Source organism: Sphingobacterium alkalisoli, assembly GCF_005049105.1.
Classification (GTDB): Bacteria; Bacteroidota; Bacteroidia; order Sphingobacteriales; family Sphingobacteriaceae; genus Sphingobacterium; species Sphingobacterium alkalisoli.
On record NZ_SUKA01000003.1, the window covers coordinates 774,484 to 799,737 of the forward strand.

The window sequence follows — 25,254 nt, forward strand, 5'->3', positions numbered from 1 at the left end:
GTACACTTTATTCCGTGGACAAGAACCAAAATTTACAAAATGCTTTTATTAAGCATTGTTCCAACTGCATTGTTCTATTTTTTAGATATAAAATGGTTGGCAATTCCGTGGGTTCCGGTGGCATTGTTGGGTACGGCAACTGCTTTTATTTCTGGGTTTAAAAACACCCAAACCTATAACCGCAGTTGGGAAGCAAGGCAAATTTATGGCGCCATCATCAACAGTAGCAGGGCTTTTGGAATAATGGTGAAAGATTTTATCCGTTCGGACAATAAAACCCTCGACAATCAACTTCATCAAGAAATTATTTACCGCCATTTTGCTTGGCTTACTGCGCTGCGATTTCAGCTTCGTGAAACAAAGAGCTGGGAAAACGTAAAAACCAAGAGCTACAATTCTGAGTATCTCAACTATTACAAAGTGCCTGAATGGGAAAGCAGTTTGGATGAAGAATTAAAACCGTTTTTAACTGAAGATGAACGCCAATATATTTTATCGACCAAAAACAGAGCCACCCAAATCATTGCCCAGCAATCAGCTGCATTGAAAAAACTTAATGAAACAGACGTGATTACCGATTATAATTATGTAGTCTTAGAAAATCAACTGAAAGATTTGTACGACCAACAAGGTAAGTGTGAGCGTATTAAAAATTTCCCCTATCCGCGTCAATTTTCGAGCATCAATTTATATTTTACAAATGCTTTATGTCTGTTATTACCACTCGGATTTATCGGAGAATTTTCAAAAATGACCGAAAAATTTGGCGAGAATATCATTTGGCTTGTCATTCCACTAAGTGTATTATTAGGTTGGGTATTTTTAGTGCTAGAGCAAATTGGAGAAAGTACCGAAAACCCATTTGAAGGAAGTGCAAATGATATTCCCATCACGCAAATTAGCAGAAATATAGAAATAGATTTAAGAGAAATGTTAGCCGAAAAAGATTTACCTCCGGCAATTCAACCGCAAAACAATATTATTTTATAAATAATCCCAAATAGAAATAACATATAACCCACCGTAATAGCATTCATTTCTTTGGCTTTGTTCAAGTACTCTGCAAATAACTACATGTAGAAAACTATGCGGGTGCAGCCAATGTCTATTTTTCAGCTTTAAAAGCTATCGCATCTACTTCGATAAGCATATTATCTAATGCTAGCCGAGGTACAGGTATCAATGTACTGGCAGGATATTTTTGATTCTTCCAAATTTCTTTCATTTCTTCTGTCCAGATCTTCAATTTATCTTCATTGTGATCTACTATAAGCACTGTTATTTTAAGAACATCTTCAGGAGCTAAATTATTGTCGTCCAAAACCGTTTTTAGATTAATTAAGGCATAATGTACCTGGGTTTTAAAGTTATTAGAAAGGGTATGCTCTAAATCCTGTCCACCGCTTTGCCCTGAAATAAATATAAACCTCCCTGGCGACATTGTGTGTGTAGAATGACAAAATGCGTATGGGGTAGGATCAAATAGATTTTCTGGGTTTTTATGATTTATACGAGTCATATTTTTAGTATTTAAGTGTTTTACATTTATGCAGTTAATAAATAGGCTTTTTGACCCTATTTTGATGTTTAAAATCATTGTTTTTCTTCCCAATATTGGTTAGTATTATGGATACTAGAATTATAACAATGCCAACAGTTTGTGAAATCCCTATCTGTTCGCGGAGTAAAAAAAATGCACTCAAAATGGAAACCGGAATCTCAAGTGTTGCAATTATGCTGGTTAATCCATTTCCTATTATCGGCACGCCCTTGCTAAATAACACAGGAGGTAATACAGTACCAAATAACGCTAAAACTATCCCCCATTTAAGTAGTTCTAGCGAGTTAAGTTCTTGAATTATTTGAATATTCCAAAATATTAAAACAGCTATAAAACCACCAAATACAAGGTATTTACTTCGTATAATATCGGGCAACTGTAGCGACACTTTATTGGCCGAATACAAGGCAATTGTAAAGCATACTGCAGCTAAAAGACCATATAAAAAACCTATAAAATTGAAATTAAAATCACTCTCGAAAATTCGCGATGCTAATAAAGTACCTATTAATACAGCTGCAGCACCTATCAACTTGGATTTATTAACGAGTCTTCTGTCAATAAAAAACTCTAATAATATACCCATCCATACCGTTTGCATTAAAAGGATTATACCTACCGATACCGGAACATACTGTATGCATAGATAATAGAAGCTGCTGGTAAGTCCCAAACTTGTTCCAAATAACACCAATTTTAACTTAGGGTACTTTGACCTTGTTTCTCCTTTTATAGATTCTGTCGGCTTTTTAGAAAAAAACAAAGAAGAAATACTTAAAATTAAAGCACCAAATAGATATTGTGAAAAAGTAAGACTGGCAGTTCCCAGCCCATTGTTGTTGGCTAATTTGATGATGGTCGCCAAAATACCGTAACTAGCTGACCCTACAGCTACCATTACGACTCCTGCTATTTTATTCATCCCGTTTAAAGAAATTTGAGATCCACTCGAGTATCTACTTTGTACGAAAAGCAATAACCAACTATACTTAAAGCAGCCAAAAGAAACATGGAATTTTTCATATTATATATGTTTAAGATTATATGGACAAAGTTACTTTGTCTGTCTTCATAAAACGTATACATATGTTGAGAGAAAGAGAATTATTGAAGCAAGTCTCTTCTTATTCTACTTAATTGCGTTGGCGTAATTCCCAAATAAGATGATATTTGGTGTTGTTTTAATCTGTTTTGAAGGTGCTTATTTTCATTAAGGAATTTCTGATATCTGATTTTTGCTGTTTTGTATTTTAAATCAACTTCCAGCGGTTCTTTGTCAACAACCCAATTTTTTTCTAAATAGTTTATGTGAAAAAAAGATATTTCCGGATATAGCCTCATTAAGTCTTTATAAGCTTTTTTTGGGTACACGAATATTTTAGAGTCTTCTAAAGCTTGTATTGCAAAAAGGCTTGGCTTTTGTTCTATTAAAGCAGCAGTAGAAGCGATAAAACTTTTCTCTGCAAAGAATTTTTTGATGATCTCATCACCATTGTCGTACGTATGAAAATATGAAAACAGTCCCTCTTGAATAAAACCATAAGAAGTAGGTACACTACCTTGCTTTAATAAGTATTCTCCTTTTTTTATATGCTTTATTTGGAGAATTTTAATAAACTCCTCTACTGCTTCGCTGGATAAGGGATAATAAAGCCTTACTTCATCAATAAAATTATCGTATAAGTTATGTTCCTCTTTCATCGTTTTAGCACAAACGCCCTTATTATCTCTTAGCTTTAGTCCGTAATTTCAATCGTAGCACCCTGCCCTTTGTTGGTTAACCCGATTTTCGTCCACTTACTTTTTGCCGGTATTTCAGTTGGATACCAATTTCGCTTAGCTTTTACGATTATCAAAAGTCCATTGTCATCTCCAATTGCAGTAAACATTTCGCTATTTTGATTTTTATCAAATAGACTAAGACCATAATCTTCGATTAGTTGAAGTCCAAATTCTTGCGGATTTTCCTTAACAACTCCGATTTCACTAATGTTTAATATCTGTTCACTATTAAACGCTCCTGTCGTCGTATTCTTCAAATCGTGTCTAGCGATAAATTCTAATAGATTCCCATTATTATCGTAAAAATACACTGCGTTTGCATTCCAAGTTTCAAATTCAGCGATCAAAATGTCGTCTTCTTTTTTGATTAATTCAATTCGATTTGCACACCATTTTATTACTTCATTTAATTTGTTTTCAGGTATATTAAAAGCCAAATGATAGATTGAATCCGACTTTTCTAAGTTTTCTACAAATTTAAGTATTGTAGATCCGATTTTAATGCAAAGAAAATTTGATTTATTTTCCACTATTGGAAGTTCTAATATCTTTTCATAGAAGTCCTTTGTGGCGTTCAAATCATTTGTTAGAATTTCAATGCTGTCTAGTTTCATTTTATATGGATTGTATTTTTTTAGTGTGAAGCTTGCGGTTTGCCGCTTGGCAAAGATGGTAATTTCTACCACGAAGTTCATGTCACCCTAACTTGTTAACGTTGCTACAAATATCCTATTTTTCTACCATAAAAGCTATCGCATCTAATTCGATAAGCATATTGGATACAGATCTTCTTAAATTAGAAAAGTTTATATCAAAATAAATCGTTAAATTGCATTTTACATATTTGGCGCACTGCGTCAATTACCTCAAATTAAGATGATGTGGGCATTTGCGATTAAACAAAAAATGACGGCCGCGTTGCTGCTGTGTGCAGTACTTTGCTTGGTTATGTTGACGAATTTGCGCGAGCGGCGAAATGCAGCGAGAATAAGTACAGCAGTAACTTCCATTTATGAAGACAGGCTCGTGGTTGGTCTTTATATCCTTAGGCTAACAAAACACGTCGAAGGTATTCTTACCGTACTCGACAAAGATGGAATAAACACAGGTGCATTAATCAACGAGCATATTACACATATCGATGAACTGAACATACTCTATGGAAAGACCAAGTTGACGGAAACCGAAAAAAGCAATTTTGAAAATTTCAAGCAGCTATCCCAAACCATCTCCGTAAACAACAAAACGGAAGACTACAATGCAGCCAAGATAGCGGCTGTAAAAGCCGAAGGTGTCCTTCAAACACTGTCTTCCATACAAGTTGAAGAAGGAAAAAACCAATTGGATAAGGTGTTGAGCATGACAAATCTATCGAGCATTATTTCCTATATTGAAATGGCTATTCTAATCGTCATAGCCGTAATTATACAGGTGCTCGTCCTTTCGTCGAAAACACTAATGTCAGTGCAAAAACCTACTAACGAAAATTTAAATTGATCGGTAATCCTAAAAAATTCACGTACGATTAACGCTAACTTCACACCTGTTCTGTACCTTATCCTCATGAATTTCAGAACGGTCCATTACAGTGTTCTTCTTGTTCTTTATGTTTGCATGATGACATCTTGCCGCAAAGACGAGCCTAATTTCCCGGTCGGGTCGGATGGAGCAGTCAATACATGGATTAGGGAACAGATGGAACAGTATTATTACTGGTCTTCCTCCCTCCCATCCAGTCGCAAGATAGATTTCACTCCTACAGCCTATTTTCAGTCGTTATTAGTAAAAGAAGACCGGTTCTCGGCTATTATGCAAACCCGACAAGCCGATACATATGGTAATACCTTATTGAACACCTTCGGTATCGATTTTCTTCAGGTTGAGCGCCCTACAGGATCAGTATCTTTACTAAGCCATATAGTTCCCGGAAGCGAAGGCGCGAAACTAGCGCTTCAGCGTGGTGATACGGTACATAGCATCAACGGGACACCACTTCGTACTGCCGACCTACCAGTCTTGACACAGCACGCACTTAAAAATCCCAGCTTAGCACTTACTTTGGTTGATGGTTCTACCTATACGCTTCCCGCATCTTACATCTCTCAGCCTGTGGTATACCCGTACCACAATTTTCTACTGGATGCAGATCAAAAGATCGCCTACCTGTTCTTAAGTACATTTGATTTTTCGGGCGCGTACGAATTGCTAAAAGTGGTCGGTGATATGCGTAGCAGTGGTGTTCGGGATCTGATCTTGGACCTCCGTTACAACAGCGGAGGAAGTGTGGCGTTCGCCGCTTTCACGGCTTTGGCACTCGCAGATGTAAGTCCTACCGATATTTTTGTAAACTACAAAGGCAATCGCCATCTGAATCAATTACAGGAAACCTTTGGCGAAACACTAGGTCGGCAACCCGAAGGCTACAGCTTCTCCGGCAGTGCCGTACGCGAGAGCGGACTCGGACTTAGCCGTATTGTAGTTTTGGGGACTGGGCATACTGCTTCTGCTGCCGAGATGCTGATCAACAACCTGAAACCCTATATCAGCGTAATCCATATTGGCGAAGGCACCTACGGCAAGGATATGGCGAGTACGACCTTGACAAGCCCTGCATCCGTTATCGGATCCGAAGCGAGCTGGCATATCTTGCCTATGGTGTACAAAATATACAATGCAAATAACGAGGGAGAATATAGCAAGGGTCTTTTACCGCAGCGATCCGTCGTGGAGTATGCTACTTTACCTTTATACCCATTTGGAGACAAGCGTGATGCACTAATTACCGATGCGTTAACGTTTTTGGGCAGTAAGAGAACACTTCGCCTGCAGCGTATGTCCAACCTTCCGACAGCATTACCTGCAGCAGCTACTTTGCAGTTTCAGTCTGCTCCTTATGAAGCCAAGCCTATCGAGATTGATTTTAAAAATTAGCTTACAAAAAAGAGGCTGTCTAAAAAGGTCGGTGCCAGCGAGAAAAACGCGTCATTGCGAGGAAGGATGACGAAGCAATCTGCGTTTTTAACATCGTTAGATTGCTTCACCATCGTCCCTCCGGTTCGCAATGACGACGATGTTGTGCTTTTTAGACACTTTCTTTAGCCCCCCTATCCAGCTGTAAGAAGAGAAGTTGACTCGAAATCGTTTGTGCTGTATCGAGCAGCTTTACGCTTTTCGCGCAGTGCCGGCACCAGAATTTCAGCACGAAGTTCTTTGTTTAGCTCATCATATCCGGCAATACATTCTCTTAATGAATCGATTAGCGACTCATATTCTTGGTATTTTTCGCGTAGCGCAGATAAGCCATTTGCAGCCGCTTCGCTGGAAGTATCACCGGCTTTCAGAAACGCAATTTGCGCAAACTTCGCACAAAGAATATCGTGATCTTTCTTACTGATGCCTTTCATAGGTAGTTATTATATATCGACCTCGTGCCAACCTAAACACAAAAGATCGAAAAGATGTCTAAATTTTAATTCTCAAATAAATTAGGAAGTATAGGTAGTCCGACCCATGCCTCTGCCGAAGATATAACTAAATCGTCGCTGGAAAACATCAAATCCTCTGGAATATAGCTGGTGAAAATAGACGCATTGCTTGATCCCGCAACAAAAATGAGATAAACTTCTTTTCCATCAACTTTTAGTGGACTTTTATCTTCATTTAAGACCTTGGCGCGCGCTCTGTATATATTGTTAGTTTCCGGACTTTCCACTACTTTCAATTTTGAATATTCTTCGCCAAAACTACTTTCAACGTTGTATACGGTATCGCTGTGTTCAGCATATATATTCATAAACAAATCCCAATCTATCCCCAATTCCTGTTGAAACACCAGATGAATAGGCTTGCTTTCGTCAGAAATCTTATCAGAAAAATTAGCCAAACGAACTTGTATTGTTCCCTCGATTTTTCCCATTGTATCTTGCGGATTTGTCAACAATTGATCCTGAAAATAGTATAACGTTTGCTCCCCTACAATTTCATATCCCTTTTCGAACACTTTTTCTCCCGTAGATCTGTTGACGAGCGAAATGTTTACGTTTCCTGCCGGTATGTGCGGAAGATTAACCGCGATATCGTTGCAATACACTATCAGATTTGGGTCAAGACCAGAAATGCTTAGTCTAGCAAATTCTTGGAACGAAGACAGTTTCTCTCCTTTTTCACAGGATGAAAGCATAAAAAAAGAGGCAATAAAAGCTATTATATATTGATTGGTAGATATTCTCATGTATTTTTTCGATTTAAACGATTCTTGATCAATTAAATATAGTTATCTGCCATTTTAATGTAGTGGCAGATAAGCTATATTCATTTTATCAAAGAGCGAAACTACTATCTAGAGACAGCAATTCTAAATTAATAAGTTTTTGGACTAAACTGTGTCCACCCTTGCGTCCAAGCCGCCACACCTGGTTGGAAAGCACCTTTATAAGTGGTTGTTCCATTACCATAAGCTGGTGAAGAAGCCGTTGGTCTTAAAATCAGCGGATTGTACGATGTTGTACCAGAAGCTGCAGTCTGGTAGAATGGATTAGCAGTAGGAGATCCTAGCAATAAGTAGCTGTTTGCAGTAGCTGCAGTACTTGTACTGTTACCTGTATAATTAGCAGGTGTAGGTGTACCTGTAATTGCTGTAGTATAGCCATGTACCACATTATCGCTAAAAGTACTTCCAGCAGCAGTGATACTTTCAAAGGATACACCTGTTCCATAACCTGCAATAATAGAACGAGTAATAGTCATTGCAGATGCTCTTCTCCAGCGGTTACCAAATTTCAGTTTGGTAGCAGCAGTCGTTGAGTTATTAATACCCAAGAACGTGAAGTTCTTTAACGTAGGCTGAGTTTTTGGGCTTGCCGCAGAACCTGTACCGTCATTATCCGACTCTAAACCATTGGAATCTGAAGAACTGCCAGAAGTACTGTTTGTTGAATTCGGATCTTTTAACGACAACGCATACTCGATCGTGCCCGTGTAACCAAAGTCAAAATCGAAGTCATCGTCGTCAGTTGATAAGGCAACTAAGTGATCCGCATTAACTGTTCCTCCAAAAAATTCAAAAGCGTCATCACGACCCCAAGAAACCTGAATGTGAGACAAAACAGTACCACTACCAACACCACCTAATGTTAAGCCGTTGATTTCATTATCAGGTGTCAAATTAAAACCTGCAAATTCAATACGAACGTACTTCAAAATACCTGAATCGTCTGCACTAATATTTCCGCCATACGTTACATCCACACCTATTGGCTGCGGTATACCTTCTATTACCGGAGGTGTTGTACGGTTTGTAGGGGCTTGACCTAAAAGTACCAGACCACCGAAATCACCTGCAGCACGTCCAGTTGCCTTAGGCGATGTAAACACAATCGGTTCTGCAGCAGTACCTTCCGCATCAATCTTAGCTGTTTTAGGCACAACAAGAACACCACCTATATTAACAGTCGCGCCTCCATTCGTATAGGGCTTTAACGTTCCAGTGGTAAGGTAAGTACCTTCTTGAATTTCTAATGTTTGGCCTGGTCTTACAAACGAAATACCGTCGATCAACCAAACGGTATCCTTTGACAAAAAGTTTTGGGTAATTAAACCGTCCACATCTACTGGAAGGTGTTTCTGAGGCTTACTCGGTAAACCTGCGTTAAAATCACCTGTTGGTGTAACAGTGTCTTTGTTACATGAAGCCAATGCGATAGCGCATACGGAGGCTAGTGTTAAAAAATTTTTCATTTTTAATTAGTATTTAATTAACTTTGCCGTCACAAATCCTTTAATGACTATGCTACTCGCCGGGACAGCATTTCGATGAGTAGTATAGTTTTTGTCAACCGTTGGTTTCTTTTTTTCGTGTTAATTTCCAGATTGTGCTAATGGACAATGCTCGGAATCCTTTTATTTTTACCAACCGCTTAACGAACTGCCTCGCGCAGTTATATTTTAAAAATTATATTTTAACGTCAATACAAATCGTCTTCCTTCTCTTCTTCGGTACGTAATGATATCGCCCTTTTCCGGCTCATATTTTAAATCCCCCACCACTTTATAGCCACCAATTTCGTCACCCACTGTGGGCACCTGTTCATAGGTATCTTCCGAATTTCGGTAGTAAAAGGCCCACTCGTTCAACAAATTAGCTATGTTGAAGGCGACTTCGGCTTTTCTGTTCAGAAAACGCCCGTACAGCTGCAAATCCAATTGCTTGGGCAACACTTCAAATTCAGTGTTAATAGCCTGCGCAGAACTAATAAACGTTCTATAGCCTATTGCATTATAATTCATTGTAATTCCCGCATAGTCACCCCAGTATCCTGCTCCTGCATTCAATAACCAGGGGGACTGCCCGATCAACGGCCGATCTTGCCTCGGACGTCTTTCACTAATTATTCCCGGAGGAGTTGTACTGTATTTTGGAAAAGACATAGCTTCTACCTGTGAGGTCATTAATGTACCGTTAGCATATAGGAACGTCTCTGCTAGCCACGACCGGTCACCCAAGAAGTTAAGAGATTTCCTAATTTCGGCTTCCAACCCGTAATTCACTGCCGAATGCTGATTTTGGTAGTTGTACCTATACCCTGAATTGACAGCATCATCTTGCGCCAATTCAATGGGCTTGTCGAGGTACTTATAGAAGCCCGAAACCGACAGCACTTCACCCGCCGACGGATACCATTCCAAACGCAGATCCACGTTATCAATGGTAGTTGACTTTAGGTTTCTACCCGCGATCAACCCATCCAGATCATTATCGTACATTTCGAATAAAGATGTCTCCCGTAAATCAGGACGTATTACCGTTTTTCCGTATGAGGCACGCACATTAAATTTAGACGTCACACTGTAAATCGCATTAAGCGAGGGCAAAAATTTCCAACCTTTTTCTGCCGGCTCTATATCGTCACTGTAGTAAGCCGGTATCCCCTCCGGAAACAGCCGATTTAAAAATACGTCTTGCTGGTTGCGCAAGTTAAAAAACTCGCCACGCAAGCCATAAATAAGCCGAAGCTTATTGTTTAATAGCTTTTGATCGGCCATCGCGTACAACGCATGCGAAGCTAATTTTCCATCGAACACCGTACCGTTGTAATAATTCGCATAATAATACGCTTCGTTAACCCCGACTCCTATATGCTCGGGTGCAAGCACAACATCATACGGCTTTTCGATCTGACTTTCCGAGTGCGTATAGGGAATAAGCCGTGTCGCCGAAAGCCCTCTTTGTCGCTGGTAACCGGCATAGCCTATCTTTAGCAACGTGCTAATAGCGCTTTCCGCGCCAAGGGTACGTGTGAGCGCAGCCTGCCAATAGTAGTCGGTTTCATCAACCTCAGACCACATCCTGGAATCTTCCCCTATAACATCGTTTGCAAGCGCATCTAGGTTCATGATATTCGGTGTCTGAAAATAATAGGTATCGCCGATAATTGTCGTTAAGCGGTACTTCAATTTCCGCTGATCGATTATCTGCTGACCGATGCGGTTCATGGTACCGCTAAGCTGCAAACGAAAGTCTGCCGGTAATAAGTATTCCGCATCCAATTTATGCTGCCACAAGGTCAAGAGCTCCGGTTGTTGAAATTCTTCTTTAAAGCCAACCTGCGTAACATCCGAATAAGGCAGGCGGTACGCTTCGTTATAATTATCATGATATACACGCGAGTACAAGTTTTTCAACGACAACTTCAGTTTTGAATTTTGGTACCCGATATTGGCTACCGCGCTTAGTGCACTCATCGACCGGTACGACTTACCCGCCCCATTCTGCCCAAAACCTGTACTATCAATATAGTTTGCCTTGGAATGATCCTGACCACGAACATTATTGAAGTCCAATATATTCTGTTCATTACGAAAACTCGTACTGGCCACAAACCCTAGGCGCTGATCGCCGGGCAGCTCGTATACCCGCCCCAAAGAAAGACGGTAATTTTGGTAAGGTAGCGCCTTATACTTGTATTTTGTGAGTGCGTCGACGTTGAATCGCCGACTCTGACCCGCTGCGTCCAAGTCGCTGTACTTCGGCCCATTTGGATTACCGGGATCCAATGGCATATTACCTGTCACGTCTGTCCCGGGAGGCGGTGTTTCCGTTTGGCTAGCTTCGTTGTGCCAATACCAGTTTAGGATATTCTCCGGCAGTTTATTTTTCTCCTGCGGGAAGGTAAAAAACTCATGGGTAGAACCTTGGCCCAACCGGTAAAAGTCCTTTCCGGTCGACTGCGCATTTCCTCCCGTTCCTAGCTGGATACTGGTAAAGTTTTGTTCGGGAATATCCAATGTATTGACTGATACCTGTCCACCGGAAAATTCCGCAGACATATCCGGCGTAGCCGTTTTGTTTACGACCACACTGCTCACCACTTCAGTAGGAATCACATCAAACGAAAAATTGCGCTTATTCATCGACGAACTCGGAATAGTGACTCCATCTAGCATAGCCTGATTATAGCGATCCGACATCCCGCGTACAATCACATATTTATTATCCATAGTGGTCACACCGCTAATTCGCTTAATGGATCCGGCCATATTTATGTCTGGTGTACGCGCAATCTGCTCGGCCGAAATCCCGTCTGTAACCGATGCAGCATTCTTCTGGGCAGCATATAATCCAGCAACCGAAGCTTTCTTAAACGTAGTCGTTACCACCACATCTTCCAGACGCTCGCTGCTTATCTCCATAGCGATATCCAAGGTTGCACGCTGCCCAGCCGCTACCTTGATCTCCTGTACACGCTGGGTCTTATACGATATATAACTTACCTCCACCACATAGGTACCGGCAGGTAGCTCGATATTGTAGGTACCGTCTACACCGGTCTGTGCGGTCTTATTACCTACCACCTTAACGCTGGCACCTATCAATGGTAAACCGCGTTCGTCGTATACAGTACCGCTAATGCGCCCCGGGCGCTGTGGCACTGTCTTCTCCAAAATAATATAAGCACCGGTTTCGCGAAAGCCTAGATCGGTGCCGTTAAAAATATAAGTAAGTACTTCTCCTATCGGCTTGCTCACGAAACGTCTAGCGCTTACTTTCCGGTTGTCCAGGTCGTACCTAGCTGCGTCGTACGCGATCAGTATATTCTTCGCTTCTAAGGATTTGACGGCTTCGGCAATACTGCCATTATGCACGTCGAGGGTAACTTTTTTCTGTAAAAGCTGTGCGTTGACTGCCGAGGCGATTAACACTTCGGTAAAGCAAAGAACAACGATTACACCAAGCATCAAAGTTCGCATAAGAAAATAGAGATAGTATGGGTTAAATTGCATAAATTTGTATTGTGTATAATATTAGTGTTAATGGTAAATGATACGATGTTGTCACGTTTAGAGCGGAAGAATACCGTCCGCTTGTTGAGAAGGGTTATCGATGGCGGTCGGTAACTCTTCTTTTTTAGTAGACAATTGACGGTTAATAAAGGATCACTGTATTCCCCTCCTTTCTAATTTTGTTTTGGTGAATAGACTGTATGGCGCGTAAGGCCTCATCAACCGATACGTATTTTATGATTGGCATGCTATATTGCTGGCGGGCCACATGGTCATTACCGGCTCGGAGTACGATGCCATACGTATTTTTGATGGCCAAGGCCAGCTCGTTAAATTCAGCATCTTGCAGCACCACTCTTCCACTGGTCCATGAATGGCTGTATTCCCGATCGAAATCTTCGGTGAGACTATTGGCGCGTTCTTTTTCAAAACGGATGCGTTGGCCCTTTTCTAACGTACCCAGCATATGCGTACCGCGCTGCACCTGCACCCGACCTGTAAATACAGAGATCACCTGTTCAGGCATTTCGCCGTAGGCCTGTATATTAAACGAAGTACCTAACACAGTCGTCTGTAAGACACCGGCCTGTACAATGAAAGCACGGCTACTGTCTTTGGCCACATCGAAAAAGGCTTCTCCCGACAGCAGCTCCACCATCCGGGTTGTACGGCCATATTGGTTTTCATCGAAGCGAAGTTGGCTACGTGCGTTTAAGGTGATCGTCGACCCATCGGGCAGATCGACACGCTTGCGCTCGCCCACCTGCGTGGTAATGGTCCGGTATGCCGGTACAACAGCTACATGCGCTTGCTGCTGCGACTCCTGCTGGGTATTCCAATAGAACAAGCCGATACTTGCAATCAAGAGAGCGACCGCAGTGACCAGCCAGCGCCCAAGAGGAAGATTTGATTTCTGTTTTACCGGTTCGGTGTTGTCGATCGTTGCCAGCAAGCGTCGCCAGGACTGATTGCGGCGCGCTTCGTTATCGGTCTCGGGTACCTGAATCCGGTCGTCCAAACTTTCGTACCAGTCGTCAAACAACTGTTTCTCCTGTTTGCTCGCCTGCCCCTGTTGATACCGATCTATTAAGAATCGAAATAATTTATTTCCCACGTGTTACTTATTGCTTTTATAAGTATGTCAGAAAAAAGGCCAAAAGGTACTTTTAAAAATTGTTACGATTACGTTAAGTGATTGTTAAGTTAATGAATTCCTAAAACTGCGTGAAGAGATGAGTACAGTTAGTATGCCAATAGAAGGGTAAGAGACTGTGTTGCCAGTACAGCCAAGGTGCTATAAGCGTCCGAATTATTGACCAGCAAGGCATGCTGCAGACGCTTGCTTCCTACGCTTATATTATTTTTTACCGTTTGTTCCGACAGCCCCAGCTGTACGGCGATATCGCGGATGCTAAGTTTGTCCCATTTGAGTAATATAGCTTGCTTCATATTGAGCGGCATGCTATCGAGTTCACGATCCAATAGGCGCTCCAGCGCGTAGTAGGCCTCCAGTTCATCCGGATTTTGTTGCACATAGTGATGCAGGTCGGTCGCCCATAAATCAAGTAACTGGGGTTTTACCTTGTTGGAGTTAAAGAAATCAATGATTTTATATTTGAGCATGCCGTACAGGTATGCAGGCAGATTCATCATGGTATCGAGTCGCTCGCGTTGTTCCCACAGTTGAATAAAGAGCTCCTGCACTAAATCCTCCGCTTGCTGCTCATTCCGAACACGTCGTAAGGCATGGTTATAGAGTTCTTCCCAGTACACACGATAAACAGCGCCAAAAGCGTCTTTATCGTTTCGTTCTTTGATGGCTAGCAGCCAACCTCGATGTAGTGGCACAACTTGGGACATAAGTTTCTTTAATCAATCAAAGATACCTTCCCTATGTTAAATGAATATTAAATATGCAATATCAATTATTTGATTTGTATTGCATATTTAAATCTTCTTCTATCCCGACACAACTCCAAAATATAAAAAAATCATTTAATGTCCATCATTTATCGAGATGAAATGTATGACCGATCCGCTTTTCCACCCGATCAGTCACGGAAATATGGATATGATAGTGTCCACTCGGCGCTTCTGCTAGATTTAGCGTTTTATTCAAGGTGTAATTTGTCAATCCTACTAGCCCGACTTCCGTAAATACATATTTCCGTGTCCATGCTGCAGACTGCACTTCGATATAAATTTCTTGCAATCCGGAGGGAATCTTAATATCCGCTGTTACCGCTAATACATCACCGCTTAAGCTAATTTCAGCATTTGCTATCTGAGGAATGAGTGGATCTTTAAGAATAGTTAAAGATCCTTTATACCGAGTCTGTCCCCCATTTTCGTCGTATGCGATAAAAAGCACATCATAAACTCCCGCTCTCGCGTTCTCAGGAATGTAAATATGCTCATGAAAATGTAAACTTTCTGCTCCAGACACATTCTCGGTAAATGTCTGGCTGAATATCCATCCATGCCCTGATATGCTCGGCGTAATCTGAAGCTTCAACTGCTTTATTTTTGTACTTGCGGTTACTTTCGCCTCGAGATGTAAGTCGCCATTTACGTAAGCTGTCCTACTGTCATTTGTACCTATCTCTACATCCGAAATTTGCAATACAGTTCTCGTATCAATAGGTTCTGGCTGCGCATCCTTCTCCTTCGCGCAATTCACGAACAAAAACGGAAAAGCAAATAAAATAACATAGCGGAAGATAGCGCATTTTTTTGTCGTCATTTCTTACTAGATTAGTCGGTATGGCTACTGCAGTAACTTATAAGTACCAAAATAAAACAACCCCTGCGATCTGAAAACAGTAAGCGAGTCGCCACTAACGAAACCTAATTCTGTTCCCCCTGCACTGTTCTTAAATTTAAAAGCGCTGTTATTAATATTTTCAAACGCGTTAGTAGGCTCTGCCGCAGCAGCCCTCTCCGCTGCACCGTAGTGACTACCCGTTGCATTGAATTTATAATACCAATCGGCTTTGTTGCTCGCAGGCCCCATTTTAAACTCTTCACCTCTAAATGTTTTACCGACAAACTGGTTCTGTTCATTTATAGCCAAAAGTACACCGGTGGTTTTATATACCATAGACAGGGCTCTGTAATAAGCAGAGGTAAGCTCATGCTTCTCATTTATTGCAAACCTGGCAGTGCGGTAGTTATTGGGATCGCTAATCGTAACGAGGAGTGAATCGGACGTCAGCTCGTATTCGCCCACAAGATCGTTGCCCGACCCCATGAAGACGGCTTTATTATCTTCCAATAACCTAATAAAATACACACTATTATAAGATCCACTTGCCGGAGAAAGCGTACCTGCCACAAAATGTTCAGTAATATCAAATGCTTTTTCGAGTGTCAACTCCGACTCAACGGTAGTCTTATTTCCCACGTTATCCGTCACCGTAAAATCGAGGTGATAGGCACCCGCAGGTGCATCAGAAGGAATGTCAATATGTTCGTGAAATAAGGTATTCCTTACGCCGATATACGGTCCGTCATTGTAAGATTTCAGGATTTTAAAATTGCCAGCTTCCTGATGGATTTCAATCTCTATTTTAGCAATGAGGCCTACAGCGATTATATCGCCTTCTAAATGCAGTTCGGATCCCACAACTACCTTTTTGCTGTTTGACGCCCCAATCTCGGACAAATTAATCACTGGGGCTTCGACCAATTCTACCTTGTCGTCTTTACAAGATGTAATGACTCCACCTAAACTTAATAGTAGAAATAGAAGATAAATTGTATTTTTTTTCATGTGAATTTTAGTTTTTAATGTCAAATAATTGCGTTATTTTACTTCTTCTCAAAACTGCCGCGCGTTTCAAACGTCCGATCTTGCTGATCTTTTACCTGTAGCACGACCTCATACCTACCTTTAGGCACATCAGCTACTTTAAGGTGTTCATGGAAGTTGTATTCCAATTTGCCTACCATGCTTGCCTTTTCGAATGGATACTCCTTACTCCAGGAATCCCCTATTATGCTAATCGTAACCGATTTGATCGTTTTGGCTGCACTCAGCTGGCTTTCCAGATGTAGATCTGTACCATCGGCGTTAATGCCTACCTCCAGTTTGGATGCAAGTGGTATCGAGCTATCCACTGATATATTAAAATCAACAGTTGATTCGACTTCGGTCAAATCCGCATATATAACCTTTATTTTCAAATGGTAATCCCCTACCTTAGCATCCATTGGAATAGGGATAGCCTCTTTAAAATCGGCTGATTTCTGTCCTGCAAGTCCGTCTCGATACCGCTGTGAAAAATTCCAGCCCGATCCCGATTTCGGCGAAATAGCCAGTTCAATTTCCTTAATATCTTTATCACCCTTCACCTTCGCCGTTACAGGCATAGCTATTCCTGCAAAGCCCTTCGGGTCGCTATCCGTACCCACTTTTAGATCCGTAATCGCTGTATCGTTGCCGCTATTACAACTGTACAGTACGCCAAGTCCGATAAAGAGCAATACAATACAGGTAATATATCTACACGCTGCGGGCAATAGATATTCTTTAAAAAATTTGATAATGTTATTCATGATTGTGTTCGTTATGGGTTTCATCCTTTTGCTCGGGCTCATGTCCATGATGATTGTGGTCGTGGTCATGATCGTCATGGCTGTGACCGTGATCATGTCCGCGTTCGCCATGCTGATGATGACTATGATCATGGCCGTCAAAAAATAGATTTCCGACTGCAAGCAAGAGCCCGATAAACACAGCCAACATTTTCCGCTTGTTAAACGTATGGTGGTCTGCCGATCCCGATTCAAATAAGATCGTCGTCGAAACATGCAGGAAAATACCGATTACCACCGCCATGATTTTATCGTAGTAGAGGTGGATGTCGCCAATACTTCCCTCGCTGATTCCCTTACTGACCAGAAATCCCAGTGGGGTCATGAAGGCAAAAATCAATAAGCAGATGGCTATTTTCCTTTTAGACAAGTTGGTCGCAATCAGCAAGCTGCCCAACGCAAATGCTGCAGGTATATGGTGGATCGAAATACCAAATACCAGCTGGGATTGCTGACCGGAAGCCAATGGCATACCTTCCAAAAATGCATGCAGACATAGACTGATCATAATGGCCAAAGGAAATGCACTGTGATTTCCGTGGTGCACATGGCCGTGTTCAATCCCCTGTGAGAAATGTTCCAACACCAACTGAAAGATAAAGCCACCCAATATATAGAGGCCTATCGTCGATCCGGCGGTTTCGTTTCCTTGATAGACATGTGGAATGAGGTGCAGTACGGTAATTCCAAATAGATACGCCCCACTAAACGAAAGAATAAGCTTAAGGAGTGAGGTACTGTCTCTCTTCACGAAAAAAACCGATAGACCGCTTAATAAAGCGGGCAGAAATAAGATTAAAATAATAAGTAAAGGATGCATATAAGTTTGTTTTCGTGCAAAGATAACATATAGAAATACTAAATGCAACTATATTGCTTTTATGAAATATACTTTATACTTTTGCGGTAGCAATTAATACGATAATATGATCCCACAGAACTTCGAAGAATGGAAAATATGCATTGAAAAGAAATGCCAGATACCACTGACGGTGGCTTTCGCGAGCCAACGGCTAACCATTTATAGCCAACGTGAGCTTCCTGAAACACAACGCTTCATCAAGCTTTATGGCGAACCCCATTACCTACGGGTTATGGAATGGTTCAGCCGTATAGCTGCTGGCGAAAATGTACTCGAGCCCTCATCAAATGACAAAAAATAAATAAATGAACCAAAAAAAATTACCCGTTACGGTACTAAGCGGATTTCTTGGAGCCGGAAAGACCACCCTTTTAAATCATATCCTGCATAATAAGGATAACCTCAAGGTAGCCGTTATTGTAAACGACATGAGTGAGGTGAATATCGACGCGCAATTAGTAGCGAAAGAAAATACCTTATCCCGCACAGAAGAGAAATTAGTAGAAATGAGCAACGGATGCATTTGTTGTACCCTTCGTGAAGATCTGATGGTCGAAGTCGAAAGGCTTGCCAAAGAGAATCGGTTTGACTACCTCTTAATCGAAAGTACCGGGATTTCTGAACCTGTCCCAGTGGCTCAAACATTCAGTTACACAGATGAAAATAAGGGTATAGACCTTTCGGCATTTAGTTATATCGACACCATGGTTACAGTTGTCGACTGTTATAACTTTTTCAAAGATTTCGGTTCAGACGACTTGCTTCTCGACCGGGAATTGACGGACGACGAATATGATTCCCGCACCATCGTGAACTTACTGACCGACCAGATCGAGTTTGCCAACGTCATTCTGCTCAACAAGACTGATCTTGTTTCAGATGAAACAATCGGTATACTGGAAGCCGCCATTAAGAAACTGAATCCAGAAGCAAAGCTCATCAGATCGCATTTTGGACGGGTGGATACCAAAGAGATATTGGGCACAAAGCGCTTTGATTTCGAGAAGGCTTCAGCATCTGCAGGGTGGATTAAAGAACTCGAGAACGAGCATACACCCGAAACGGAAGAGTACGGTATCTCTTCATTCGTATTCCGTACCAGCAGACCCTTTCATCCCCAACGGTGGCACCATTACTTAAACGAGGTATATCCGCATAATATCATCCGGACAAAGGGCTTGTTTTGGTTGGCCTCAAGGCCGCACACCGCCGTTAGCTTTAGCCAAGCGGGAGGCAGCCTACGGATTGAAAATGCCGGATCCTGGTGGTGCAGTATTCCCGAGAACGAACGCGAGCATTATGCCGACTATATTGAAAATAAAGATTATATCCTATCCCGTTGGGATCGGGAATGGGCAGACCGAAAAACGGAATTGGTATTCATCGGTCAGGACATGGATAAGGCGGAGCACGTTGCTGCTTTGGGAGCTTGCCTATTGACGGAAAATGAAACCAATAACTGGGAGAATACATCTTGGGTGGATCCATTTCCGCAGAACTTCTAGGTAAATCGTACTTCTATCCTCACTACCCCCCAGCGATGTATTCATCTCTGGGGTAGAAAATGCATTCTTTGACGTAACAGGTACCTGTAACACCTTTAATCGAAGCTGGGTAGACCTAATTCCATGTTCCTTTTTTAATAATTTCGTAAGGTCCTCCATCGCAGTTTCGTCTATCCTAAAAAACTAATGTTTATCATTAATAATACACCACAAAGGCTTGGTATCCCCTATGAGATACCAAGCCTTATAAGAAAATAAAATTAATGATCGTGCCCGTGTTCAGCGTGGATTTCAAATTTCAATTCCAAAACGTTCTCACCGGCAAATAGCGTTGCATAATTGTCTTTGTTCCAATCTGTACGCGTAACCGTAGCTTTCAATCCTGTATTTAGCTTTCTCAATACATACTTCACTTCTTTCATTGCACCCTCGTTATCGTGACCGATCGTAAAGTAGCTCAAGATTCCAGTGGTCTCGAACTGACCACTTACATCAGTATCGTCGCCATATTTTAAATCGCGTGGTTGAAAAATGGCACCGCTCTCATCATCCGTATCCGGATTTAAGATAAAGTTACCCCCTACCAAAAAAGCTTTATAATTATCGGCTACCGCTTTGCTGGCAATAAAGTCATTCTGCACTTCTTTTCCATTATAATCCCATGCTTTCAGCTCGATTTTATAGACCGCGTCCGCTTCCAGATGCAAGTGGCCGCCAGACGTAGCATCACCATTTTCATCAAACTTGATCGTTACGGACTCCCCTTCTACACCAGCAGCAAGACCGTGGAAATGGTCACCATGTGGGTAAACGGCCTCACCGCTCACTTCTGTCAGTATAAGCTCTGAGCGCTCAATACCTTCTTTTATCGGATCGTTGTCGTCATCCTTGTTACAAGAAGAAAGCGAGAACATCGTAAATCCAACCAACGCTAGTGCGACTAAAAATTTGTTTTGTTTTTGTGTAATCATAATAAATTTGTATTAATGCAATTAAGTTGCAAACATACAAACTGAAAATAATAAATGCAATATAATTGCATTTAAAACTTTACATAAATATAGAGGAGTTGCGATGTAATGACAACACAAGCAAAAAAACGCGGTACTATGATAATACCGCGTTTGACGTTTAATGGCTTCATTTAGCAAATTAATCCATTGCAGACTGCTGTAATTGGTCTTGTTTTTTGATATATAGTTCGTTCACCATTACCATGACGATCACCAAAATAGGTGTTGCAAGGACGATACCCCATCCGCCGAGCCAAATACCAATGAAGACCTGCGAAATAATGATCAGCGCAGGCGGTGTCTTGATTAGTTCCTGCTGGACTAAGGGTGTTATAAAATTACTTTCCAATACCTGTACAACACAGTATATAAGGATCACCCAGGCAGCCGTTGTGGGAGACTGTGCCAGTGCTACAAGGGCAGCGGGAATTACCGCTATAACGGGGCCGAAGTTAGGAATAAAGCTTAGCAAGCCGGCAATTAACGCCAAGATCAACCACAGATCGATGCCTAGTATAGACAGGCCTATGGCGGTCAAAACAAATACCACAAACATCGAAAACAACATGCCTTTTAACCAGGCGCGCAGATTTTGGGCAGTGAGGTTAATAATTTCTGCTCCTTCAGCACGGGCTTTGGCTGGCAATAACTTCACTACCCCCATCTTATATTCTTTCGGTGTAGCCGTAAAGAAAACTCCTATAAAAAGTGCGACATAGATATCTCCGAAGAAACCGAGCGTACTGTTGAAGAAGCTACCGAGCACAGGAGATAATTTTTGCAACATTTGAGAAGATTTAGCCTTTTGATAAGCCGATCTAAACATCTCGTTCTTTTCCAAATAGGCTTTTGCATCTTCTATCAGGGCGGGAACTTCTTTAGAAAATCGCATCGCCTCATCGACCACACGCGTGCCGATTAAGAAAAATACACCTGTTAGAAACAGGATCGTGATCAGGATAGAGGCAAAAAGCGGCCATTTACCGGGCAGCTTTGTTTTGCGCGCAATCATTCCAGCTAATCCATGAAAAAAAACAGATATAATCACTCCCATAAGAATAAAAAGCAATACGTTTACCGCCTTCCATAGTAACAACAAAATTATGGTTACCAATGCAGTAATACCAACTGCAGTCCATACTTTATCAAGGAAAGTCGTGTTGGCGTTAGGGGAATTTTGTTCTTTCAAAGGTCTCTATTTTTATATTAAACAATCCGTCGTTGCTCTAAGTGAACAAAAAGGAAAACAAATAGTTTTTGTGCTGTACGAAAAAAAAATTGCTTTCTTTTACATTTACCAGCCCCATATTACCGTAACTTTTTTATACGACCAATACGTTTATTTTTTACTATTTTTATCCATTCATCTTCGGCATCCGAGCTTGGTACGAACGCCGGGCTAGCTACGGTATACTTTAAAATTTGCAATAAAATGAAGAAAATTCTTGTTCTGATGTTTCACCCCCGGTTGGAATCCAGCATCGTGAATGTGTTTTTACAGCAGGAACTGATCAATCATCCATCACTTAAGATAAAGGATATGTATGAGCTGTATCCCGATTTTAATATTGATATTAAAAGAGAACAGCAAGATTTATTGGAAGCAGATCTCATTATCATGCAGCATCCTTTTTTCTGGTATGCCGCCCCTCCTTTGGTTAAGCAATGGATCGATCTGGTGCTAGAGCACAATTGGGCATATGGACGAACCGGAGACAAACTGGCCGGTAAGAAAATACTACATATCATCAGCAGCGGGGGCACTTTTGAAGCCTACCACAGTGCCGGAAAAAATCAGTATACATATTTAGAACTTTTACGTCCCTTCGAGCTAACCTACAAGCTGTGCCAGATGCAGCAGCTCCCCCCGTACATCATTCCCGGTGCCAACAAGTTAAGTACAAGTGCACTTGAAAACCACTCCCGTCAGATCAATACGCTTATTGCATCTCTTATAGAACACGATCTAAACTTCACTATCCCTGAACACACCGAATATTTAAACGATACAACAATACACTATGGCAGCTGATTTATTTCAAAACGCACTTATCTATCTCGGAACTGCCATTGTGTGCGTCCCTATTTCGAAAAAACTTGGTATAGGCAGTGTCTTAGGTTACCTCATCGGAGGTATCTTAGTCGGTCCATTTGTATTGGGCTTGATTGGTACTGATGGGCACGATGTGATGCATACTGCCGAGTTTGGGGTAGTGATGATGCTCTTCGTGATCGGGTTGGAGCTGAATCCCGCCCAATTTTGGAAGATGAAAACGAAAATAGTGGGACTCGGCGGGCTTCAGATGCTGCTTACCGGGTTATTACTTTTCCCGCTACTTTATTTCGTACTGTCCTTCTCCCTTAATGCGTCTTTGGCACTCGCCATGACATTTGCCATGTCGTCGACAGCCATCGTATTGCAAACGCTGAAGGAAAAAAACCTCGACAAGACACCAGCCGGTCAAAATGCATTTTCTGTATTGCTTTTCCAGGATATTGCCGTTATTCCGATCCTTGCGGTACTCCCTTTGCTGGCGCTACAATCTGTTTCCGACAGTCAAGAACAACATCAATTACCCGGTTTTCTATCGGTTATGGAAGATTATCCAAGCCTATTATTACTCCTCGCAGTTGGCTTTGTGTTTGTACTCAGTAAATACCTCCTTCCAATTTTTCTTAGGTTAATTGCCAAAGTGCAGATGCACGAACTCTTTACTGCAGCGGCCTTATTTTTTGTAATCGGCATTGCCTGGCTAATGGAAGCCGTCGGTATCAGTGCAGCCCTCGGTGCTTTTATGGCCGGGGTTTTATTGGCTAACAGCGAGTTCAGGCATGAACTGGAAGCCGATATCAACCCCTTCAAAGGCTTGCTGCTGGGTATCTTCTTTACCGCCGTTGGATCTACCATCAACTTTGATATTATCGCGGCCGATCCCCTAAAAGTTTCCGCCATTGTCTTCTCACTCCTATTCGTAAAATGGATAGTCCTGTTTGTTATTGGGAAAAAATTCAAGTTGGCATCCGACCAGAATATCCTATTTGCATTCTTGCTCTGCCAAGTGGGCGAATTTGCGTTTGTATTATTAAGCTCCATTGGCCAAATCGGCATCGTTCCGAAAGATGACCTGGATCTGTTTATGGCGGTCGTGACGATCAGTATGATGGTCTCACCGTTGCTGCTATTTATAAACGAGAAGTTCATCGCGCCCAAGATTGGTGTTACCGAAAAAAATACGGAAAAATCCTACGACGAAATTGAAGCACATCACGAGGTCATTCTGATCGGTTTTGGACATTTTGGAAGTACACTCGGACGGTTTTTGCGGGCTAACCATATACAGGCTACCATTATCGATAGCGATAGCGATCGCGTAAACTTACTTCGAAAGATGGGATTCAACGTATTTTATGGCGACGGTACCCGATTGGATCTATTGGAATCAGCTGGAGCAAGAGATGCAAAAATACTGATTTCCGCCCTCGACAATCCACACACCAATATGGAGCTTTTCGACATGCTTCCCAAGCATTTCCCACACCTGAAGCTCTTTGTACGCGCCAAAAACCGAAACGATGCGTATGAGTTGATGGACAAAGGGATCGACCACATCTTCCGGGAATCGCTGTTAGACTCCGTATATATGGGCGTGGACGTACTATCCGAGTTGGGTTTAAGAAAATACACCCTGCACCGCAAAGCGCAGGATTTTATAGTATACGATAATGAAGCCATGAAAAAGCTTGCGCAGCACCGGACGAGTAAAGAATATCTGGGTAACTTTCGGGAAGAAATCGAACTGCAGGAACGCTTGCTCCAAGAAGATAGCGTATTCATTGCCGAGTCGGAGGAGGATAGCGCCTGGGATTCTTCCGTTCGGGAGAGCTAGCATAGTTGATCCCGTGTGTTTCAGCGATGTAGATACACGGGAGCAATGTCGTCTGAAAGACATGATACGATCCGGTATTTGCAAATTTTTAAAAAATAAGATAGATTTACAAAAAATTAATCATTTGGTAACAAAGTAGTAGCCGTGCGAGAGAGAGGTACCTATAGCGATGATGTACAGTTAGTTTTACGGATTAATGCCGGCGACCACCGGGCTTTTGATGAATTGTTCAGTCGTTATAAAGAAGTCCTCTACCGCCACGCGTATCGTATGATTCCCGATGTGGAGGTCTGCAACGACATTATACAAGATGTATTCCTGACCATCTGGACCAAGCATAAGACCTGGCATATCAAAACCTCTGCAATTTCATACCTTTATCAAGCGGTACGCAACAAGGTACTTGATCACATCAGCCACGAAAAAGTAATTGACAAATATTTAGGCGAGTTGACCGATTTCGAGCGAAACGGACAGTGCTACACCGAAGAATCGGTACTCGAACGCGAACTTTTAGCCCTGATCGAAGAAAATAAGTCTAATTTACCCCCTCGTACGCGCGAAATTTTCGAAATGAACCGCGAACAACAGCTAAGTTACCGCGAAATCGGCGAAAAACTATCTATTTCGGAGACAACTGCAAAGAAACAGGTACATAATGCACTCCGTTACCTCCGCACAAAGCTTACTACACTCCTATTTTCTATACTTTTTTTACTTTTTTCGTTTTTATAGTACTCCCTTTTCCTAGGTTGCCCGTCTCTTCTAT

General features: G+C 41.8%; 24 protein-coding genes. 8 read left to right on the forward strand and 16 right to left on the reverse strand.

Going from position 1 to position 25,254, the window contains the following annotated elements; all coding sequences use genetic code 11:
- Positions 1-39 precede the first annotated feature (39 nt).
- Positions 40-990 carry a bestrophin family protein gene (locus FAZ19_RS12945; protein WP_229707457.1) on the forward strand — a complete coding sequence of 317 codons (951 nt, stop codon included), beginning with the start codon at positions 40-42 and terminating at the stop codon, positions 988-990.
- A 115-nt stretch (positions 991-1,105) separates the two neighbouring features.
- Here FAZ19_RS12945 and FAZ19_RS12950 read toward each other — a convergent pair whose 3' ends face one another.
- The 4 genes from FAZ19_RS12950 to FAZ19_RS12965 form a co-directional block, all read right to left on the reverse strand.
- Positions 1,106-1,597 (reverse strand): RidA family protein, encoded by a 492-nt coding sequence (locus tag FAZ19_RS12950; protein ID WP_244927457.1) that lies wholly within the window; start codon positions 1,595-1,597, stop codon positions 1,106-1,108.
- Positions 1,554-2,483 carry an EamA family transporter gene (locus FAZ19_RS12955; protein WP_136821127.1) on the reverse strand — a complete coding sequence of 310 codons (930 nt, stop codon included), beginning with the start codon at positions 2,481-2,483 and terminating at the stop codon, positions 1,554-1,556. The genes FAZ19_RS12950 and FAZ19_RS12955 overlap by 44 nt, the downstream gene beginning before the upstream one ends.
- A gap of 182 nt (positions 2,484-2,665) precedes the next feature.
- Complete coding sequence (locus FAZ19_RS12960; protein WP_136821128.1) at positions 2,666-3,262, reverse strand: Crp/Fnr family transcriptional regulator; 597 nt, start codon at positions 3,260-3,262, stop codon at positions 2,666-2,668.
- Between the two features lie 35 nt (positions 3,263-3,297).
- Positions 3,298-4,029: a VOC family protein gene (locus FAZ19_RS12965; protein WP_211245496.1), complete on the reverse strand. Its 732-nt coding sequence runs from the start codon at positions 4,027-4,029 to the stop codon at positions 3,298-3,300.
- A gap of 190 nt (positions 4,030-4,219) precedes the next feature.
- Between FAZ19_RS12965 and FAZ19_RS12970 the strand changes: the two genes are divergently transcribed.
- A complete protein-coding gene (locus FAZ19_RS12970) occupies positions 4,220-4,840 on the forward strand; it encodes an MCP four helix bundle domain-containing protein (RefSeq protein WP_136821129.1) in 621 nt (206 codons plus the stop codon).
- 117 nt (positions 4,841-4,957) lie between these two features.
- On the forward strand, positions 4,958-6,274 hold the full coding sequence (locus tag FAZ19_RS12975; RefSeq protein WP_169305649.1) for a S41 family peptidase: 1,317 nt from the start codon (positions 4,958-4,960) through the stop codon (positions 6,272-6,274).
- 173 nt (positions 6,275-6,447) lie between these two features.
- On the opposite strand, the gene FAZ19_RS12980 is transcribed toward FAZ19_RS12975, so the two are convergent.
- The 10 genes from FAZ19_RS12980 to FAZ19_RS13025 all read right to left on the reverse strand — a co-directional run bounded on the left by FAZ19_RS12980 (position 6,448) and on the right by FAZ19_RS13025 (position 18,038).
- Positions 6,448-6,747 (reverse strand): hypothetical protein, encoded by a 300-nt coding sequence (locus tag FAZ19_RS12980; RefSeq protein WP_136821131.1) that lies wholly within the window; start codon positions 6,745-6,747, stop codon positions 6,448-6,450.
- 65 nt (positions 6,748-6,812) lie between these two features.
- Positions 6,813-7,574 carry a hypothetical protein gene (locus FAZ19_RS12985; RefSeq protein WP_136821132.1) on the reverse strand — a complete coding sequence of 254 codons (762 nt, stop codon included), beginning with the start codon at positions 7,572-7,574 and terminating at the stop codon, positions 6,813-6,815.
- 128 nt (positions 7,575-7,702) lie between these two features.
- Positions 7,703-9,079, reverse strand: coding sequence for a hypothetical protein (locus tag FAZ19_RS12990; RefSeq protein WP_136821133.1), 1,377 nt, complete (start codon positions 9,077-9,079; stop codon positions 7,703-7,705).
- A 207-nt stretch (positions 9,080-9,286) separates the two neighbouring features.
- Positions 9,287-12,589, reverse strand: a complete 3,303-nt coding sequence (locus FAZ19_RS12995) for a TonB-dependent receptor domain-containing protein (protein WP_244927458.1) — start codon at positions 12,587-12,589, stop codon at positions 9,287-9,289.
- A 175-nt stretch (positions 12,590-12,764) separates the two neighbouring features.
- Positions 12,765-13,736, reverse strand: a complete 972-nt coding sequence (locus FAZ19_RS13000; protein ID WP_136821135.1) for a FecR family protein — start codon at positions 13,734-13,736, stop codon at positions 12,765-12,767.
- Positions 13,737-13,864: 128 nt separating this feature from the next.
- On the reverse strand, positions 13,865-14,482 hold the full coding sequence (locus FAZ19_RS13005; protein ID WP_136821136.1) for an RNA polymerase sigma factor: 618 nt from the start codon (positions 14,480-14,482) through the stop codon (positions 13,865-13,867).
- A 145-nt stretch (positions 14,483-14,627) separates the two neighbouring features.
- Positions 14,628-15,365, reverse strand: a complete 738-nt coding sequence (locus tag FAZ19_RS13010) for a DUF4625 domain-containing protein (protein WP_136821137.1) — start codon at positions 15,363-15,365, stop codon at positions 14,628-14,630.
- A 24-nt stretch (positions 15,366-15,389) separates the two neighbouring features.
- The gene (locus FAZ19_RS13015) at positions 15,390-16,394 is read right to left on the reverse strand and encodes a DUF4625 domain-containing protein (RefSeq protein WP_136821138.1); all 1,005 of its coding nucleotides are present in this window, start codon (positions 16,392-16,394) and stop codon (positions 15,390-15,392) included.
- 38 nt (positions 16,395-16,432) lie between these two features.
- Positions 16,433-17,179 carry a DUF4625 domain-containing protein gene (locus FAZ19_RS13020; protein ID WP_169305650.1) on the reverse strand — a complete coding sequence of 249 codons (747 nt, stop codon included), beginning with the start codon at positions 17,177-17,179 and terminating at the stop codon, positions 16,433-16,435.
- A complete protein-coding gene (locus FAZ19_RS13025) occupies positions 17,172-18,038 on the reverse strand; it encodes a ZIP family metal transporter (protein WP_136821226.1) in 867 nt (288 codons plus the stop codon). The genes FAZ19_RS13020 and FAZ19_RS13025 overlap by 8 nt, the downstream gene beginning before the upstream one ends.
- Before the next feature lie 106 nt (positions 18,039-18,144).
- Between FAZ19_RS13025 and FAZ19_RS13030 the strand changes: the two genes are divergently transcribed.
- Positions 18,145-18,381, forward strand: a complete 237-nt coding sequence (locus tag FAZ19_RS13030; RefSeq protein ID WP_136821140.1) for a hypothetical protein — start codon at positions 18,145-18,147, stop codon at positions 18,379-18,381.
- Between the two features lie 4 nt (positions 18,382-18,385).
- Positions 18,386-19,585 carry a GTP-binding protein gene (locus FAZ19_RS13035; RefSeq protein WP_136821141.1) on the forward strand — a complete coding sequence of 400 codons (1,200 nt, stop codon included), beginning with the start codon at positions 18,386-18,388 and terminating at the stop codon, positions 19,583-19,585.
- Positions 19,586-19,845: 260 nt separating this feature from the next.
- Here the strand turns inward: FAZ19_RS13035 and FAZ19_RS13040 are convergent, their stop codons facing one another.
- Together FAZ19_RS13040 and FAZ19_RS13045 are read right to left on the reverse strand one after the other, a co-directional pair.
- The gene (locus tag FAZ19_RS13040) at positions 19,846-20,556 is read right to left on the reverse strand and encodes a hypothetical protein (protein WP_136821142.1); all 711 of its coding nucleotides are present in this window, start codon (positions 20,554-20,556) and stop codon (positions 19,846-19,848) included.
- 181 nt (positions 20,557-20,737) lie between these two features.
- Positions 20,738-21,787, reverse strand: a complete 1,050-nt coding sequence (locus FAZ19_RS13045) for an AI-2E family transporter (RefSeq protein WP_136821143.1) — start codon at positions 21,785-21,787, stop codon at positions 20,738-20,740.
- 243 nt (positions 21,788-22,030) lie between these two features.
- On the opposite strand from FAZ19_RS13045, the gene FAZ19_RS13050 reads away from it, so the two are divergent.
- The 3 genes from FAZ19_RS13050 (at position 22,031) to FAZ19_RS13060 (ending at position 25,220) form a co-directional block, all read left to right on the forward strand.
- Positions 22,031-22,630: an NAD(P)H-dependent oxidoreductase gene (locus FAZ19_RS13050; protein WP_136821144.1), complete on the forward strand. Its 600-nt coding sequence runs from the start codon at positions 22,031-22,033 to the stop codon at positions 22,628-22,630.
- On the forward strand, positions 22,620-24,485 hold the full coding sequence (locus tag FAZ19_RS13055) for a monovalent cation:proton antiporter-2 (CPA2) family protein (RefSeq protein WP_136821145.1): 1,866 nt from the start codon (positions 22,620-22,622) through the stop codon (positions 24,483-24,485). The genes FAZ19_RS13050 and FAZ19_RS13055 overlap by 11 nt, the downstream gene beginning before the upstream one ends.
- A gap of 144 nt (positions 24,486-24,629) precedes the next feature.
- Positions 24,630-25,220, forward strand: a complete 591-nt coding sequence (locus tag FAZ19_RS13060; protein ID WP_136821146.1) for an RNA polymerase sigma factor — start codon at positions 24,630-24,632, stop codon at positions 25,218-25,220.
- Positions 25,221-25,254 lie beyond the last annotated feature (34 nt).